This window comes from Pseudomonas sp. AP19, assembly GCF_001728855.1.
GTDB classification, from domain to species: Bacteria; Pseudomonadota; Gammaproteobacteria; order Pseudomonadales; family Pseudomonadaceae; genus Aquipseudomonas; species Aquipseudomonas fluorescens.
In genome coordinates this window covers 93,142-108,202 of the sequence record NZ_LXJP01000019.1, presented here as the reverse complement: position 1 = coordinate 108,202, position 15,061 = coordinate 93,142, and the positions used below count along the sequence as shown (strand labels likewise).

The window sequence follows — 15,061 nt, the reverse complement described above, 5'->3', positions numbered from 1 at the left end:
AAAAAAAAGGCGACCGAAGTCGCCCAAAATGCCTTGCGTGCTCATGTAATCCGGAAAGACTTAGGGTTCTTTACGCTTTTTCGCGTCTTTCCAGATAAAAATTCCAAACCCTACAAAAAACAGCACCATGAGGCTGACGGTCAGCACCCCGGCAAACACCACATTATCGAAAAACATGACCGGCCTCCTGTGCTCATGCCCTGTTGCGATAGGGCTAAGTTAATGGAGAAGGCGGATTGGAAAATTGACCGGGATCAATGTCGCCCGCAACGGGGCTTAAAGAAGGGTAATAACTGACCTGCATCAACAGATGCAGGCTGTTTCAACGCTTTTTCGGCTTGTTCTTGGGTTTTTTCTTAACGTTACCAAGCGGCATCGCCTGCTCAAATGCCTGGCGAACTTCATTCAGGCGCTTGTCATTCAAGTCATGCACACGTTTGGCGCGTTCGGCATTCAAGTCGATCAGTTTGTCATCTTCACTCATGGCTGGGCTTACGTCGTGGCGGGAATGGCTCAATAATGCGGCCTCTCCCGCTCGACAGCAAATGCCAGGGTGAAAATCCTCGTACTTGCCTCTCCTGGCGCTTATTTATCGCGCTCAAACGTGATGATGGAACGTGTAGTCCCCGGCCAATTAGGCATTTGGCGCCAAGGCGTCAGCACTTCCAGCGTGTCGCCCCTGACCTGAAAATCGCGGCATTGCACCGTTCCCACCCACTGCGGATTCCAGGCAGAATCAACCGCTGTGCACCATTGATTGCCGTCGACCCGCTCAATTCCGGTATAAGCCACCAGCGTATTCAACAGCACTGATTTTTCTGCGTCGGACGCGCCGGCTTTTCTCCCCTCACCGGTCAACACGAAAGCCACGCGATGATCCGCGGTAAAAATAACCCGCCCGGACGGACGGCTGCCCATCGCCGGGATTTTCTCACGGGTGTCCTGGGACTCGACCTCATAACCGACCAGCTTCCAGGCCCCGACCAGCGGAGACTCATTGGCGGCGGCCGCCGCGCAAAGGCCGATTGAAATAGCCAAGCCGATCACCGTTGCCTTTATAGGATTTTTCATCGCTCTACCGTCTCAAAAAAGACACAGAGCTTTGCGCACAGCTACCCGGGGAGATGTAAGACACATCCCCAAACTACGACGGAAGAATCTGCGGGCGACAAAAGGAAGCACATCGCCCAAAATCGACACTTTCCCCCCTTAACCGGTAGGCGCACTCAGTTGGCACTGCACAATGACCTTCCGCCGCTGCTGGCCCTGCGCGCTTTTGAGGCGGTGGCGCGGCACTTGAGTTTTATCAAGGCCGCCAATGAGCTGTCGGTTACCCAGAGCGCACTCAGCCACCAAGTGCAAAAGCTCGAACAACATCTGGGCAAACCACTGTTTATCCGACGCACCCGTGCGATCGATCTGACTGCCGACGGCCAACGTTACTACGACGAAATCCGCCCCGCCCTCGACGCCATTGCCGCCGCCACCCGCACCCAACGGGTGGCGACCCGTGTCACGGTATTACGTGTCGGCCTGCTGGCATCCTTCGCCACGCTGTGGCTGGCCCCGCGTCTGGCCGGGTTTCTCAACCGCTACCCGCATATCCAGGTGGAGTTGCTGCCGGCGATTCAATTGGCCAACGTCGCCGCCGCCGAGGTCGACCTGGCCATCCGTTACGGCAAGGGCGATTGGCCCGATGTGCAAACCACCCGGCTGATGCCTGAAGTAATCTCACCCGTGTGCAGCCCGGCCTTCAAGGCCAACCAGCGAGACAACGGCGCACTGTTGATGGCCACCTCGCACCGCCCCTTCGAGTGGACGGATTGGTCTGCGCACTTCCAAGTCGACCTCAAGCAGCATCCGCACGTGCTGCTGCACGACTACAACATCGTGGTCGAAGCCGCCGTGGCCGGCCAGGGCATCGCCATGGGCCGTCACCGCTTGATCGAGCGCAAGCTGGCGGACGGCAGCCTGGTGGAAGCCTTTGAATGGCCGCCCTATCACAGCGAAATCGGCTACTGGCTGATCACCCCCCAAGGCCCCACCAGCGAAGCGGCGGAGTGCTTCAGCCAATGGCTGAAGGACGCCTGCGCCGACGCGTGAGTTATTTCGATACGTCGAGTGAGATCTATCCGTTTGTCGCCCATCGCCGCAGCCAACATGCTGAAACCTCCCACCCGAAGAGGATTCAACATGAGCGATTCCATCCGCCAACGCGTGCAAGCCCTTGGCCTGACGCTGCCCACGCCCAGCCAGCCGGCGGCCAATTACATCAATCATGTGGTCAGCCAGAACCAGCTGTTCATTTCCGGGCAGATCCCCATGATCGACGGCAAACCCGCCTACGTCGGTCGGCTGGGCGAATCCCTCAGCGATGAAGAAGGCGCCCAGGCGGCGGAACTGGCGGCGCTGGGCCTGTTGGGCCAATTGAGCGATGCGCTGGGTGATGACCTTTCGCGCGCGGTGCGGATTTTGCGCCTGGGGGTGTTCATTGCCAGCAGCGCCGACTTCCAGCGCCAAAGTGTGGTGGCCAACGGTGCCTCGAACCTGCTGGTCAACGCTCTCGGCGACAAGGGCCGGCACGTGCGCACTGCCGTAGGGGTTTCCAGCCTGCCGGCTGGGGTGGCGGTGGAGGTTGATGCGATTTTCGAGCTGCAGCCGTGAGCCCGCTCGAAGTCCAGCAACTGCGCGACGACACACCCGGCTGCCAGTCGGGCCTGGTGCATTTCAACCACGCCGGTGCCTCACTGCCGAGCCAGGCCAGCCTCGACGCGATCATCGACCAATTACAGCGTGAAGCCCGCGACGGCCCGATGGAGGCCGGCGAGCATGGCGCTGTGCTGGTCGAAACAGCCCGGCGTGCGGCCGGGCAATTGCTCAATGCGCCGACTTCGTCGATTGCCTTTGCCAGCAGCGGCTCGACCGCCTGGAGCATGGCCTTCGAGGCCTTGGGCGCCTGGAAGCCAGGCGAGCGGATTCTGGTCGGCCGCCATGAATGGGGCGGCAACCTGGCGAGTATGCAACGGGCAGTGCAGTCCGGCGCCCAGGTGGACGTCATTCCTTGCGATGAAACCGGCGCGGTCTGCCCGGTGGCGCTGGAGTCGATGATCGATGCCAACGTCAAGTTGATCGATTTGACCTGGCTGCCGGCCAACGGTGGCCTGATCAACCCCGCCCAGGCGATCGGCGAAGTGGCCAAGCGTCACGGTATCGCCTATTTCATCGACGCCGGCCAAGCCGTGGGGCAACTGCCGGTCGACGTGCAGGCACTGCACTGCGATGTGCTCAAGTCAGCCGGGCGCAAACACCTGCGCGGGCCACGCGGTACGGCGCTGATGTATGTAAGGCCGGGCTTCCTCCAGCGCCTGAACCCCGCCCAGCGCGATGTGTTTTCAGCCCCTTGGGCCGCCGACGGTTTCCACCTGCGCGACGACGCCCGGCGCTTTGAAACCAGCGAAGTGTCCTACGCCTTATTGGCGGGGTTAGGCACGGCGTTACAGGAGGTCAATCGACTGGGCGTAGAGAGGACGTGGGAAAGGGTCTTGCAGATCAGCGGGCAAATCCGCGAAGGCTTGCGGCAGATTCCGGGAGTTTCCCTGCATGACTTGGGCGCCAATCACTCAGGACTGATCGCCTTCAACCTCGCTGGCTGGGATGCCTTCGAACTCAAACGACGCTTGGGCCTCAAGCGCATCACTGTCGGCGCCAATGGCGTGGCCTACACTCCATTGGACATGCAGGCGCGTGGCCTGAGCAGTATCGCAAGGGTGTCCGTCAGCCCGCTCAACACCGAGGATGACATCGCACGACTGCTCGCGGCGCTGCGTGAGTTGCGCGATTAAACCTCAACGTCCACCCACAGCCCCTGGCGCGGCGCATCTTCGATCAGCGGCACCACCGGCACAGTATTATCGGCATTCAATGTATCGCCGGGAATCGCCAGGTGCTCCTCAGGGTCTTCGTCGGCTTCGCGCCGGCGCTTCTGCTGCTCTTGCTGGCGGCGTTGCTCTTCGCGCAACAGCAAGGTCGCCTGTTCGGAATCGCCCTTTTTCAAGTCGATCGTGCTTTCGTTGGAGCCCGCTTGTACTGGCACCACGGGCGGGATATCCGGCTTCTGGCGCACCGGGTCAAGTTGTGACGTGACCGGCACGACGCTGACGGGCAGCATGGGTGGCAGCATAATAATATTCTCCTGATCAACAGGCTGTCGGCGGGTTGCAGGGCGACTTGAGCGCCAGCTCGCCAAGCTGTGACCGAATCGACACTCGCAAGTGCCCGCCACCCGTCGATCGAGCTTTCGAACCCATGCGTTAACGGAGTAGTTTTTGTCAGAGTCCTTTGGCTGAGGGCCTTGTTCCGTTAAGATAGTCGGCTTTTTCACGGCGGGAGTCAGGCAGCATGGCGCAGCAGTATCAACCGGGGCAACGCTGGATTAGTGACAGCGAAGCAGAGCTGGGGTTAGGCACCGTTCTGGCACAGGACGGCCGCTTGTTGACCGTGCTCTATCCGGCCACTGGCGACACTCGTCAGTATGCGCTACGGAATGCGCCCCTCACTCGTGTGAGGTTTTCGCCGGGTGACTCCATCACCCATTTCGAAGGCTGGAAAATGACCGTACAGGAAGTCGACGACGTCGATGGCCTGCTGGTTTACCACGGCCTCAATGGGCAGAACGAGCAGGTCACCCTGCCGGAAACCCAACTGTCCAACTTCATCCAGTTCCGTCTGGCCAGCGACCGTCTGTTCGCCGGGCAGATCGACCCGCTGGCCTGGTTCTCGCTGCGTTACCACACGCTGGAACACACCAGCCGCCAGTTGCAATCCTCGTTGTGGGGCCTGGGCGGCGTGCGTGCACAACCTATTGCTCACCAATTGCACATCGCCCGCGAAGTCGCTGACCGTATCGCGCCACGGGTATTGCTGGCGGACGAAGTGGGCCTGGGCAAGACCATCGAAGCCGGCCTTGTGATTCATCGCCAGTTGCTGTCGGGCCGCGCCAACCGCGTGCTGATCCTGGTCCCGGAAAACCTGCAGCACCAGTGGCTGGTGGAAATGCGCCGCCGCTTCAACCTGCAGGTTGCGCTGTTCGACGAAGAACGCTTTATCGAAAGCGATGCCACCAACCCGTTCGAAGACACCCAGCTCGCCCTCGTCGCGCTGGAGTGGCTGGTTGACGACGAGAAGGCCCAGGACGCGCTGTTCGCGGCCGGCTGGGACTTGCTGGTCGTCGACGAAGCCCACCACCTGGTGTGGCATGAAGAGAAAGCCAGCCCTGAGTACTCGTTGGTCGAGCAACTGGCCGAGGTGATTCCCGGCGTACTGCTGCTCACCGCCACCCCGGAGCAACTGGGCCAGGACAGCCACTTCGCGCGCCTGCGCCTGCTGGACCCGAACCGCTTCCACGACCTGCACGCCTTCCGCGCCGAAAGCGAGAACTATCGCCCGGTGGCCGAAGCCGTGCAGGAGCTGCTGGACAAAGGCCGCCTGTCGCCAGCGGCACATAAAACCATTCAGGGTTTCCTCGGCGACGAAGGTGAAGCACTGCTCACCGCCGTCAACGATGGCGACACCGAAGCCAGCGCACGCCTGGTGCGTGAGTTGCTCGACCGCCACGGCACCGGCCGCGTGCTGTTCCGTAATACCCGTGCCGCCGTGCAAGGGTTCCCGGAGCGCAAGCTGCACGCCTACCCGCTGCCGAACCCGGACGAATACCTCGAGTTGCCACTGGGCGAACACGCCGAGCTGTACCCGGAAGTCAGCTTCCAGTCGCAGCCGGATGTTGAAGAGGAAAACCGCTGGTGGCGCTTTGACCCGCGCGTCGAGTGGCTGATCGACCAGCTGAAAATGCTCAAGCGCACTAAAGTGCTGGTGATCTGCGCCCACGCCGAAACCGCCATGGACCTGGAAGACGCCCTGCGCGTACGCTCCGGCATCCCGGCCACGGTGTTCCACGAGGGCATGAACATCCTCGAACGTGACCGCGCTGCTGCCTACTTCGCTGATGAAGAGTTCGGCGCCCAGGTGCTGATCTGCTCGGAAATCGGCAGTGAAGGCCGCAACTTCCAGTTCTCCCACCACTTGGTGCTGTTCGACCTGCCGTCCCACCCCGACCTGCTGGAACAGCGGATCGGCCGTCTGGACCGGATCGGCCAGAAGCATGTGATCGAACTGCACGTGCCGTACCTGGAAACCAGCCCGCAAGAGCGCCTGTTCCAGTGGTACCACGAAGCGCTGAACGCGTTCCTCAACACCTGCCCGACCGGTAACGCCTTGCAGCATCAGTTCGGCCCGCGCCTGCTGCCGCTGCTGGAAAACGCCGACGACGGCGAGTGGCAAGCCCTGATCGACGAAGCCCGTGCCGAGCGCGAGCGCCTGGAGCAAGAGCTGCACACCGGTCGCGACCGCTTGCTGGAGCTCAACTCCGGCGGTGCGGGTGAAGGCGATGCGCTGGTGGAAGACATCCTTGAGCAAGACGACCAGTTCGCCCTGCCGATCTACATGGAAACCCTGTTCGACGCGTTCGGCATCGACAGCGAAGACCATTCGGAAAACGCGCTGATCCTCAAGCCCAGCGAAAAAATGCTCGACGCCAGCTTCCCGCTGGGTGACGACGAAGGGGTGACTATCACCTACGACCGCAACCAGGCGCTGTCGCGCGAAGACATGCAATTCATCACCTGGGAACACCCGATGGTGCAGGGCGGCATGGACCTGGTGCTGTCCGGCTCGATGGGCAACACCGCCGTGGCGCTGATCAAGAACAAGGCGCTCAAGCCGGGCACCGTGTTGCTGGAACTGCTCTACGTCAGTGAAGTGGTTGCGCCGCGCTCGCTGCAACTGGGCCGCTACCTGCCACCGGCCGCCTTGCGCTGCCTGCTGGATGCCAACGGCAATGACTTGTCCGGCCGCGTGTCGTTTGAAACCCTGAACGACCAACTGGAAAGCGTGCCACGCGCCAGTGCCAACAAGTTCGTGCAGGCCCAGCGCGATCAGCTGACGCCGCGCATCAACGCCGGCGAAGAGAAGATCACCCCGCGCCACGCCGAACGTGTGGCCGAGGCAAAACGCCGCCTGGCAGCGGATACCGACGAAGAGCTGGCGCGCTTGACCGCGTTGCAAGCGGTCAACCCGACCGTGCGCGACAGCGAGCTGGTGGCCTTGCGCAACCAACGCGAGCAGGGCCTGGCCATGCTCGACAAGGCGGCGCTGCGACTGGAAGCGATTCGGGTGTTGGTGGCGGGTTGATAACCGCCCTGCCCGGCTAAAAAAGGCCCGCGCAATGCGGGCCTTTTGCATGCTTTTGAGAATATCGTTGCCTTTAAGGGCCTCTTCGCGAGCAAGCCCGCTCCCACATGATTCGGTGATCGAGCTGGCAACTCGGTCAAAGGTGGGAGCGGGCCTGCTCGCGAAAGGGTCACCTTGGCATCAGGCCGTAGCCGCAGCAGCCGGCACCTCCACCGCCCCCAGCCCCGCCTTCATCCGCTTGGCATCACGCACAAAACTGCGCGACGCCTGGAACAGAAACAGCATGGTCAGAAACAGCGCCACCGGAATCAGGTACATGGCGTCGTGCAAGCCCACGGCCTTATAAGCCTCAGTCATCTGTGCCGCTCCGTCGGCATACATCGCCGAATGGGCAAAGTGATCCGACAGCCCGCCCACCACCACCGGCCCCATGCCTCCGCCGAGCAGATACAACCCGGCAAAAAACAGCGCCATCGCCGTGGCCCGCAGGCGGGGTTCGACCACATCCTGAATCGCCGTGTACACACAGGTGTAGAAGTTATAAGCGAACAACCAGCCCACACTGAACAGCGCCACAAACACACCAATCTCGATGCGCCCCGCATGCAAGGCCCAGGCGGTGGTAACCGTGGAGATGATCAGGCTGCACGCCGCGAACAGCAGTCGGCCATTGGCCACGCGCTGATGGATCTTGTCGGCAATCCAGCCGCCCAGCGTCAGGCCCACCAAGCCGGTCAAGCCGACGATTACCCCGGTGGCAACCGCAGCGTCCTGCAACGGCATCAGGAAGTAGCGTTGCAACATCGGCACCAGGAACGAGTTGCACGCATAGGTGGCGAAGTTGAAACACAGCCCGGCCAACACCAGCCAGAGGAACGTCGGCACCGCCAGCACGCGGCGGATTGGACGGTCGACGCGTTCCTGGGAAACCTGCACGGTTTCTGCGGCGCCGCGCTTGGGCTCTTTGATATAGAACATGAACACCGCGAGGATCATTCCCGGCACGGCGGCGATAAAGAACGGCGCGCGCCAGCTGTCGAACGCCTTGACCATCGCGCCGATGGTGAAGAATGCCAGCAGCAGCCCCAACGGCAGGCCCAGCATGAAAATGCCCATGGCCCGCGCGCGCCGGTGAGCGGGAAACAGGTCGCCAATCAGCGAGTTGGCCGCCGGCGCATAGCTGGCTTCGCCAATGCCGATGCCCATGCGCACCAGCAGGAAGGTCCAGAAACTGCCGACCATGCCGTTGATCGCCGTCAGCCCGCTCCAGGCGAAGAGGCCCCAGCCCATCAGTTTGCTGCGTGAGCCCGTATCGGCCATGCGCCCCAGCGGCAGGCCGGCGATGGCATAGACAATGGTGAAAGCGGTGCCGATGATCCCGAGCTGAAAGTCGCTCAGGTGCCACTCCATGCGGATGGGCTCGATGATGATCGCGGGAATGGTGCGGTCGAAGAAATTGAACAGGTTGGCGAGGAACAGCAGGAACAGAATGCGCCAGGCATTCGCCGCTTGGGTCGAGTTCTGCATGGGTCCGTCTCTTTTATTGTTATGAGCGCAGCGATGCCCGATGCATCCTGCTCAGGTATCTGCAACATAGTCAGGCAGACGGCCGTTGTCTGTAATGATTCGTAAAGCTGATAGGGCGTAATTTCACCCGGACCTTGACCCGCAATTGCGAGGGTTTTCCTACGAAAATATAAGTGCTCGCCCCCCTTCCCAACGGCCATGGCAGGATTAGAATGGCGAGCCTTCCGAAACACCCCATCCTACTTTTCTTATCGATGACGCCCATGTCCGAAGCCAGTCCGTGTCTGAGTTGCGGTGCCTGCTGTTCACACTTTCGCGTGTCTTTCTTCTGGGGTGAGTGCGCCTCCTCCGGGGGGACGGTGCCCGATGACCTTGTGGTGCAGATCAACCCCACACGCGTAGCGATGATCGGAACCGACCAGAAACCCGCGCGTTGCTGCAGCCTTGAAGGGGAAGTCGGCAAGGGCACACGCTGCACGATCTATGAGCAACGGTCGAGCCCCTGCCGTGAGTTCGACGCGTCGTGGAGCCAGGGTGTACCGAACGTCGATTGCGATACCGCACGCGCGGCATTCGGCCTGCCGCCATTGGAAGCCCCTTTTGAGCTGGAACTGCCCATCAGCGCTTAGCATCAATCGCTATGAGCGGCATGCCAAAATCATTGAAATCAAAGTGCCATTATTCCTGGCAAATCCCGCGAGGCTTCTATACTGGAGTCCATAGGCCATTGCTCAAGGCAATGACGTACGGACTTTGACGGGACATGCTATGGAATGGCTAGGTATGTATTTTTTTACCGACCTTCCAGAGAATGGGCACTTATTACTCAATTGCAGTCATAACCCCTTTCTGGTGTTGCTGGCCTACCTGGTCGCTTGCGCGGCCGGGTTTGGTACGTTGGACATGGCCGAACGTGTCGGCCATGTAGAAGACCCTACCGCCCGCCGCCATTGGCGCTGGCTGGGTGCTGGGTGCCTCGCCGGCGGTATCTGGTCGACTCACTTCATCAGCATGCTGGCTTTCCAGGCACCTATTGCTATTCATTACGAATTGCTCATGACGTTCGCCTCGCTGGTGATCGCCCTGATTGCCTCGTTGTTTGCCATGCAAACCCTCAGTCATGCCCACCTGCGGTTCCATCAGTATTTACTGGCGTCGGTGTGGATGGGCCTCGGTATCGCCTTGATGCACTATGTGGGCATGTCGGCCATGCGCTCCCAGGCTCAGGTGTACTTCGAGTCGTGGCTGTTCATCGCGTCGGTGGTTATCGCGATTGGCGCCAGCCTGGCGGCATTGCTGCTGTCGAGCCACCTGCGCAACGGCGCCGGGGTTTTCCATCAATTGCTCAAATACGCCGCGAGCCTGGTGCTGGGCGCCGGCATCCTGAGCATGCACTTCACCGGCATGGCCGCTATGCAAATGCTGGTGCCCAGCGGAGCCGACCTCGCGCTGCCGCTGGACAACAACCCTATTCAACTGGGCCTGTCTGTGGCGGTTATCACCCTGTTGGTGATCGGCAGCAGCGTCAGCGCGGCCCTGGCGGACAAAAAGCTGCAGCACAAGGAACGCGACCTGCGGCGGGTCAACGCCCTGCTCAGCGAACTCGACCAGGCCCGCGCATCACTGCAACAGGTTGCCCATTATGACGCGTTGACCAGCCTGCTGAACCGCCGAGGGTTCAATCAGATCTTCGCTGAGAAAGTCGCTGAAAAAACGGCCAATAACGGCATGATGGCGGTGATATTCCTCGATATCGACCACTTCAAGCGGATCAATGACAGCCTGGGGCATGACGCCGGCGACCAGTTGCTGACGGTATTGGCCGGGCATATCAAAGGTTCGATACGCAGCCACGACGACGTGGTCGCGCGGTTTGGTGGGGACGAATTCTGCATTTTGATCAATATTCACCATCGCGATGAAGCGCGGCACATGGCGCAGCGGATCATGCAGAAGATGAAAGAGCCGGTCGAACTGGCCGGTCGGCGCATGGTGATGACCACCAGCATCGGCATCAGCCTGTTTCCCGAAGACGGCCTGACCTGCGAAGAGCTGCTGAAAACCGCCGACCTGGCGCTGTACCAGTCCAAAGACGCCGGGCGCAACAACCTCAACTTCTTCAGTTCCAACCTTAAAACCCGTGCCTTCCTTGAGCTGCAACTGGAAGAGGAATTGCGCGCAGCCCTGCGTGGCCGCAACGAGTTGGTGCTGTTTTATCAACCGATCTTCGACATGAAACTCGGCAAGGTCACCCGCCTGGAAGCCCTGGTGCGCTGGCAACATCCGCAACACGGGCTGTTGGCCCCGGACCGGTTTATCGACATCGCCGAAAGCAACGGGTTGATCGCCGAACTGGACCACTGGGTGTTGCGGCAGGCCTGCCATGATTTAAGCCTGCTGACCGACCGGGGCTACAGCGAACTGACCATGGCCGTGAACTGCTCGGCCCTCAACCTGACCCGTGACGAGTTGGCCGATGAAATAGAAGCTGCCTTGCGCTTCGCCGGGATTGCCGCCAACCGCCTGGAACTGGAAGTTACCGAAAACGCGCTGATGGGCAATATCAGCAGCACCCTGGCGCTGTTGCGGCAAATTCGGGCCTTGGGGGTTTCGCTCGCCATCGATGATTTTGGCACCGGCTACTCGTCGCTGGCGTACCTCAAACGCCTACCGATCAACACGTTGAAGATTGACCGTTCATTTATCCAGGACATCCCCAAATCCACCGCCGATATCGAGATCGTCCAGGCGATTATCGGCATGGCCCACACCCTGCACTTACAGGTGGTCACCGAAGGCGTGGAAACCCAGGCACAGTTCGAGCTGCTGCTCAAACATGGCGGTGACTTCATTCAGGGCTACCTGCTGAGCCCGGCGGTGCCGTTCTGCGACATCGTTGGCGTGATCCAGGGCATCCAGATGCGCAACCCGCTCTACCCTTTCAGCGTGGAAGGCAGCAAAGAGGCACCTGCGCCGAAAGCCCCCACCCCAGCCCGTATCAGCCCACCCGCGACCGTCAGGCCAATTCGCTGACGCCGGTTCTTTGGCATTTCGCCATCATTTGCCTAAAGAACCCCGACGAACGGCCGATTCATCAGAGTCCGGCCACGATTCCCCTTGAAAAATCAGGGTTAAACCCGACCGTCCCGGACTCAGACGCACTGTAAAGTCGCGAACTCTCATTCAATGATGGCTCCTTGATTTTTAAGCCATCTGTCCAGGTACATGGCGCCCAATGACCTCTAAAAATAACTCTGCCACCGAGATCCTCGACCTGTTGCCGACAGCTCCTGCGGAAAAATCCTCAGGTTCAAAGTCATTGAGCAGCGCCCGTCCGCTGGCCACCCAGCAGTACTTGTACTTCACCGAAACCAATACCGACCGCATCCTCGATAACCTCGACGGCCTGCGCGACATGGTGTTCCCGCGCCCACCCCAGCAAGACGGTGACGGCGACCCGCGCGACGAGCAGGAATTTCCCTCGGTGTGCCTGATCGGCCTGGGCCGCTGCGGTTCGAACATCGCGCTGGACGTGGCAGAGTTGGTCTACAACGCGCGCAAGTTCTACTTGAACGAATTCAGCACGCAAGACACGTCGCAGGACAAGGGCTACAGCCCGGCCCAGTGGATCCGAAACAACCTGCGCCTGGGCGGCGGCAAGGCCACCAAACCGGTGTTCCTGGTGGAGCCGCTGGTGATGCTGGGTGACCTGGACAAGGACATCGCCGGGCGCATCCGGTTTTCGCGCAAGGGCGAAAAAAGCGGCTTCCTGCGCGACTACAGCAAGATGAAAATAATGGACCTCTCGGAAGTCCATGCCGGCGGCGCCGGTAACGCGCCGATCCTGGGCCAGTACCTGGCCAAGATCATCCTCAATAAAGACACCCAGCGTTTTTCCAGCCCCGACTGGAAGATGATTCACTCCTACCTGATCGACTCCTGCGGCATCAAGGCCAACCAGTCGCGCCTGTACTTCTCGATCTTCAGCGCCGGCGGCGGTACGGGGTCGGGCATGGCCTCGGAGTTTGGCCTGGCCCAGCAACACTCGTACATGAACAAGACGTTCGACACCAAACCCGCCGACGAGCACGACAGCAAGAGTGGCCACGCGTTTGTCTTCGAGCCGATCTTCACCAGTGGCATCTGTGTGCTGCCGAACATCTCCGACCACCGCAGCGAAATGTCCGAGGCCCTGCACATCAACGCTGGGCGGCTGTTATGCAAATACCTGTCGGAAGAATGGGACTTCTCTTACAACTTCGACAATGAAGACAGCAGCGAAGCCAGTGTGAAGGGACGTATCCGGCCATGGAACGCGATGATGCTGATCTCCAACGACATCATGCGTTACGCCGAAGACAGCGATGACGGCAATATCCAGAACATTGACGTCAATGCCATGGAAAAACACGCCAACCAGTACATCTCCCAGCAGATCTTCAACATCCTCACCGCCCAGGCGGTGACGACCGATTACGACCAGAACTATTTCCGGCGTGCCGGTATCGACATTGGCGAAACCATCCGCCTGGATGCCAACGACCTGTTTATGAGCCTGGCGGGACCGGTAGCGATTGCCTATGCCGAGTCCGTGGTGCCGGAAACGCCGGCGCCGTCGAATGACAAGTTCAAAGTGTTCGATAAAGAGCCACAGCGGCTGAATATCGATGACTTGTTTTTCCGCTCCATCGACCTGCCGCACTTCAATAAAGTGACCCAGGCCATCGAAGGCATCAGCCTGTTGCCGATCGAGTCCAAGCGCTACAAGGCGTCACTGGAGCAATACAAGAATTCCGGCTACGACGCAGCCGCCCTGCATGACCTGCACTTCTTCAAGAACTGCTCGTCGGTGGTGTCGATTGTGTCCTTGCCCAAGGACTACAAGCTGTCCTACATGGACCTGAACCGGCTGAAGACGCACCTCAATAGTCTGTTTCCCAACACCACGCTCAAGCGGTATGCGCTGGTGATCGGGGCGTCGGCCAACTTGTCGCTGACCACGCTGATCGCCAAGAGCCCGTGCCTGTCGGATGATTTCCTGACGTTGATCGTGGCCTTTATCAAGCGTTGCTTTGCGCGTAACCCGTACCGGTTTGATGACACGCTGGATAATTCGATCCTGGACTTCATCATCCATGAGGACTTCGATGAAGACCGGATTGATGAGCTGCTCAACGAGTTCGAAAACCCGGCGAAAATTCTCGATACCAACTGGTACGCGATCAAACCGATGTATGAGAAGAAGTACCGGGAGTTGATCAACGACAAGGAGAAGTTTGTGTCGATCAACGATATTCGCTTGTCACGGGATTGTGTGAAGAAGGCGATTAAGTACCTGCGCGAGATTTATCGCCATCGGATTGGCAAGACCAAAGTTATTTCGTTGAATAACCATACTGGCAAGACTGCCTAGACCGAGTCGCGCCCTTCGTGAGCAAGCCCGCACCCACATTGACCGCATTCCGTGTGTAGGAACGCCGTTGAATGTGGGCGCTGGCTTGCGCGCAAAGGCGGCCAGTCAGCCACTCCATAAGCTGATATTGGCCACACCCAGAAACAATTCCCCGAGCCTTCGACCCCGCGCAAAACTGTTCCCGTGACGCGCACGTCACCCTGACCTGTGACCTTTCTCTACGGCAAGATGCCATCACGGCGTCAGCGGTTACTCAGCTACACACTTGCACCGACGAAAATAGCGCACCACTTTGGTGCTTACGATTCTTACGCTGCCCTTTCCTGGATCAAAATCCACGGCGAAACCACCACCGCCCACAGGCTGGGATCACGCTCAACCAGGTCCAATGCCCGCGTCGCAGACACTTCGCCAAGGCTCCCCGCAGCCAGCCACGCAGCGACTTTCTCACGGTTATCCTCGGCCATTCCCTCGGCCGCTTCGATCAAATCCAGCTTGGCGTCGACCCACAATAGGGCACCCTTGGCAAAGAACGGTTCAAGCTCCTTCCAGGAAATTTCGGCGGTTTCGCCGAGCAGCTTGGCATAGAGGGTGCTAGGTTCTTGCGTCATGGGAATTCACCTGATGTAAAAAACGGCGCAATCATAACGTCCGGGCTCAGGCAGAAAAACCCAGTTGCAAATGAGGCATCGATAGAAAGTGTCAGAAAAGCCAAGGATTGCCCGAGACTCTGGCATCACCCCGCCGCAATTCTGTCTTTTTCTTTCATTAAAGCGACACACCCAGGTTTTGCCCCCAGCAGCCAGCTTTTCAAGCGATCAACCGGCGCTCTACACTGTACCGGTACAGTTGCCAGGGCAATGCCGGGGGGATATC

The 15,061-nt window shown here is 59.9% G+C and carries 13 protein-coding genes; 7 read left to right on the top strand and 6 right to left on the bottom strand.

The features are described 5' to 3' along the window. Positions 1-60: 60 nt before the first annotated feature. From ccoM to A7D21_RS15535, 3 genes are all read right to left on the bottom strand, one after another. Entirely contained in the window at positions 61-177 is a 117-nt protein-coding gene (gene ccoM / locus A7D21_RS36480) for a cytochrome c oxidase subunit CcoM (RefSeq protein ID WP_053254811.1), read from the bottom strand. Positions 178-322: 145 nt separating this feature from the next. Next, positions 323-484, bottom strand: coding sequence for a hypothetical protein (locus A7D21_RS35785; RefSeq protein WP_096236836.1), 162 nt, complete (start codon positions 482-484; stop codon positions 323-325). Positions 485-585: 101 nt separating this feature from the next. Then, positions 586-1,071 (bottom strand): lipocalin-like domain-containing protein, encoded by a 486-nt coding sequence (locus tag A7D21_RS15535; RefSeq protein ID WP_053254810.1) that lies wholly within the window; start codon positions 1,069-1,071, stop codon positions 586-588. Between the two features lie 159 nt (positions 1,072-1,230). Here A7D21_RS15535 and A7D21_RS15530 point away from each other — a divergent pair, with 159 nt between their 5' ends. The 3 genes from A7D21_RS15530 (at position 1,231) to A7D21_RS15520 (ending at position 3,842) form a co-directional block, all read left to right on the top strand. Continuing rightward, complete coding sequence (locus A7D21_RS15530) at positions 1,231-2,103, top strand: LysR substrate-binding domain-containing protein (protein WP_053254809.1); 873 nt, start codon at positions 1,231-1,233, stop codon at positions 2,101-2,103. Positions 2,104-2,193: 90 nt separating this feature from the next. Further along, on the top strand, positions 2,194-2,664 hold the full coding sequence (locus A7D21_RS15525; protein WP_053254808.1) for a RidA family protein: 471 nt from the start codon (positions 2,194-2,196) through the stop codon (positions 2,662-2,664). After that, on the top strand, positions 2,661-3,842 hold the full coding sequence (locus A7D21_RS15520; RefSeq protein ID WP_069552061.1) for an aminotransferase class V-fold PLP-dependent enzyme: 1,182 nt from the start codon (positions 2,661-2,663) through the stop codon (positions 3,840-3,842). The genes A7D21_RS15525 and A7D21_RS15520 overlap by 4 nt, the downstream gene beginning before the upstream one ends. On the opposite strand, the gene A7D21_RS15515 is transcribed toward A7D21_RS15520, so the two are convergent. After that, a complete protein-coding gene (locus tag A7D21_RS15515; protein WP_053254806.1) occupies positions 3,839-4,180 on the bottom strand; it encodes a hypothetical protein in 342 nt (113 codons plus the stop codon). The two genes, A7D21_RS15520 and A7D21_RS15515, sit on opposite strands and share 4 nt — an antisense overlap. Positions 4,181-4,398: 218 nt before the next feature. On the opposite strand from A7D21_RS15515, the gene rapA reads away from it, so the two are divergent. Continuing rightward, on the top strand, positions 4,399-7,245 hold the full coding sequence (gene rapA / locus A7D21_RS15510) for an RNA polymerase-associated protein RapA (RefSeq protein ID WP_053254805.1): 2,847 nt from the start codon (positions 4,399-4,401) through the stop codon (positions 7,243-7,245). Between the two features lie 180 nt (positions 7,246-7,425). On the opposite strand, the gene A7D21_RS15505 is transcribed toward rapA, so the two are convergent. Next, a complete protein-coding gene (locus tag A7D21_RS15505) occupies positions 7,426-8,772 on the bottom strand; it encodes an MFS transporter (RefSeq protein ID WP_053254804.1) in 1,347 nt (448 codons plus the stop codon). Between the two features lie 263 nt (positions 8,773-9,035). On the opposite strand from A7D21_RS15505, the gene A7D21_RS15500 reads away from it, so the two are divergent. The 3 genes from A7D21_RS15500 (at position 9,036) to A7D21_RS15490 (ending at position 14,185) form a co-directional block, all read left to right on the top strand. Next, the gene (locus A7D21_RS15500; RefSeq protein ID WP_053255350.1) at positions 9,036-9,401 is read left to right on the top strand and encodes a YkgJ family cysteine cluster protein; all 366 of its coding nucleotides are present in this window, start codon (positions 9,036-9,038) and stop codon (positions 9,399-9,401) included. 139 nt (positions 9,402-9,540) lie between these two features. Beyond that, a complete protein-coding gene (locus A7D21_RS15495; protein WP_069552060.1) occupies positions 9,541-11,805 on the top strand; it encodes a bifunctional diguanylate cyclase/phosphodiesterase in 2,265 nt (754 codons plus the stop codon). A 202-nt stretch (positions 11,806-12,007) separates the two neighbouring features. After that, entirely contained in the window at positions 12,008-14,185 is a 2,178-nt protein-coding gene (locus tag A7D21_RS15490) for a hypothetical protein (RefSeq protein WP_069552059.1), read from the top strand. Between the two features lie 308 nt (positions 14,186-14,493). Here A7D21_RS15490 and A7D21_RS15485 read toward each other — a convergent pair whose 3' ends face one another. Next, positions 14,494-14,796 (bottom strand): DUF2288 domain-containing protein, encoded by a 303-nt coding sequence (locus tag A7D21_RS15485; protein WP_069552058.1) that lies wholly within the window; start codon positions 14,794-14,796, stop codon positions 14,494-14,496. Positions 14,797-15,061: the final 265 nt, after the last annotated feature.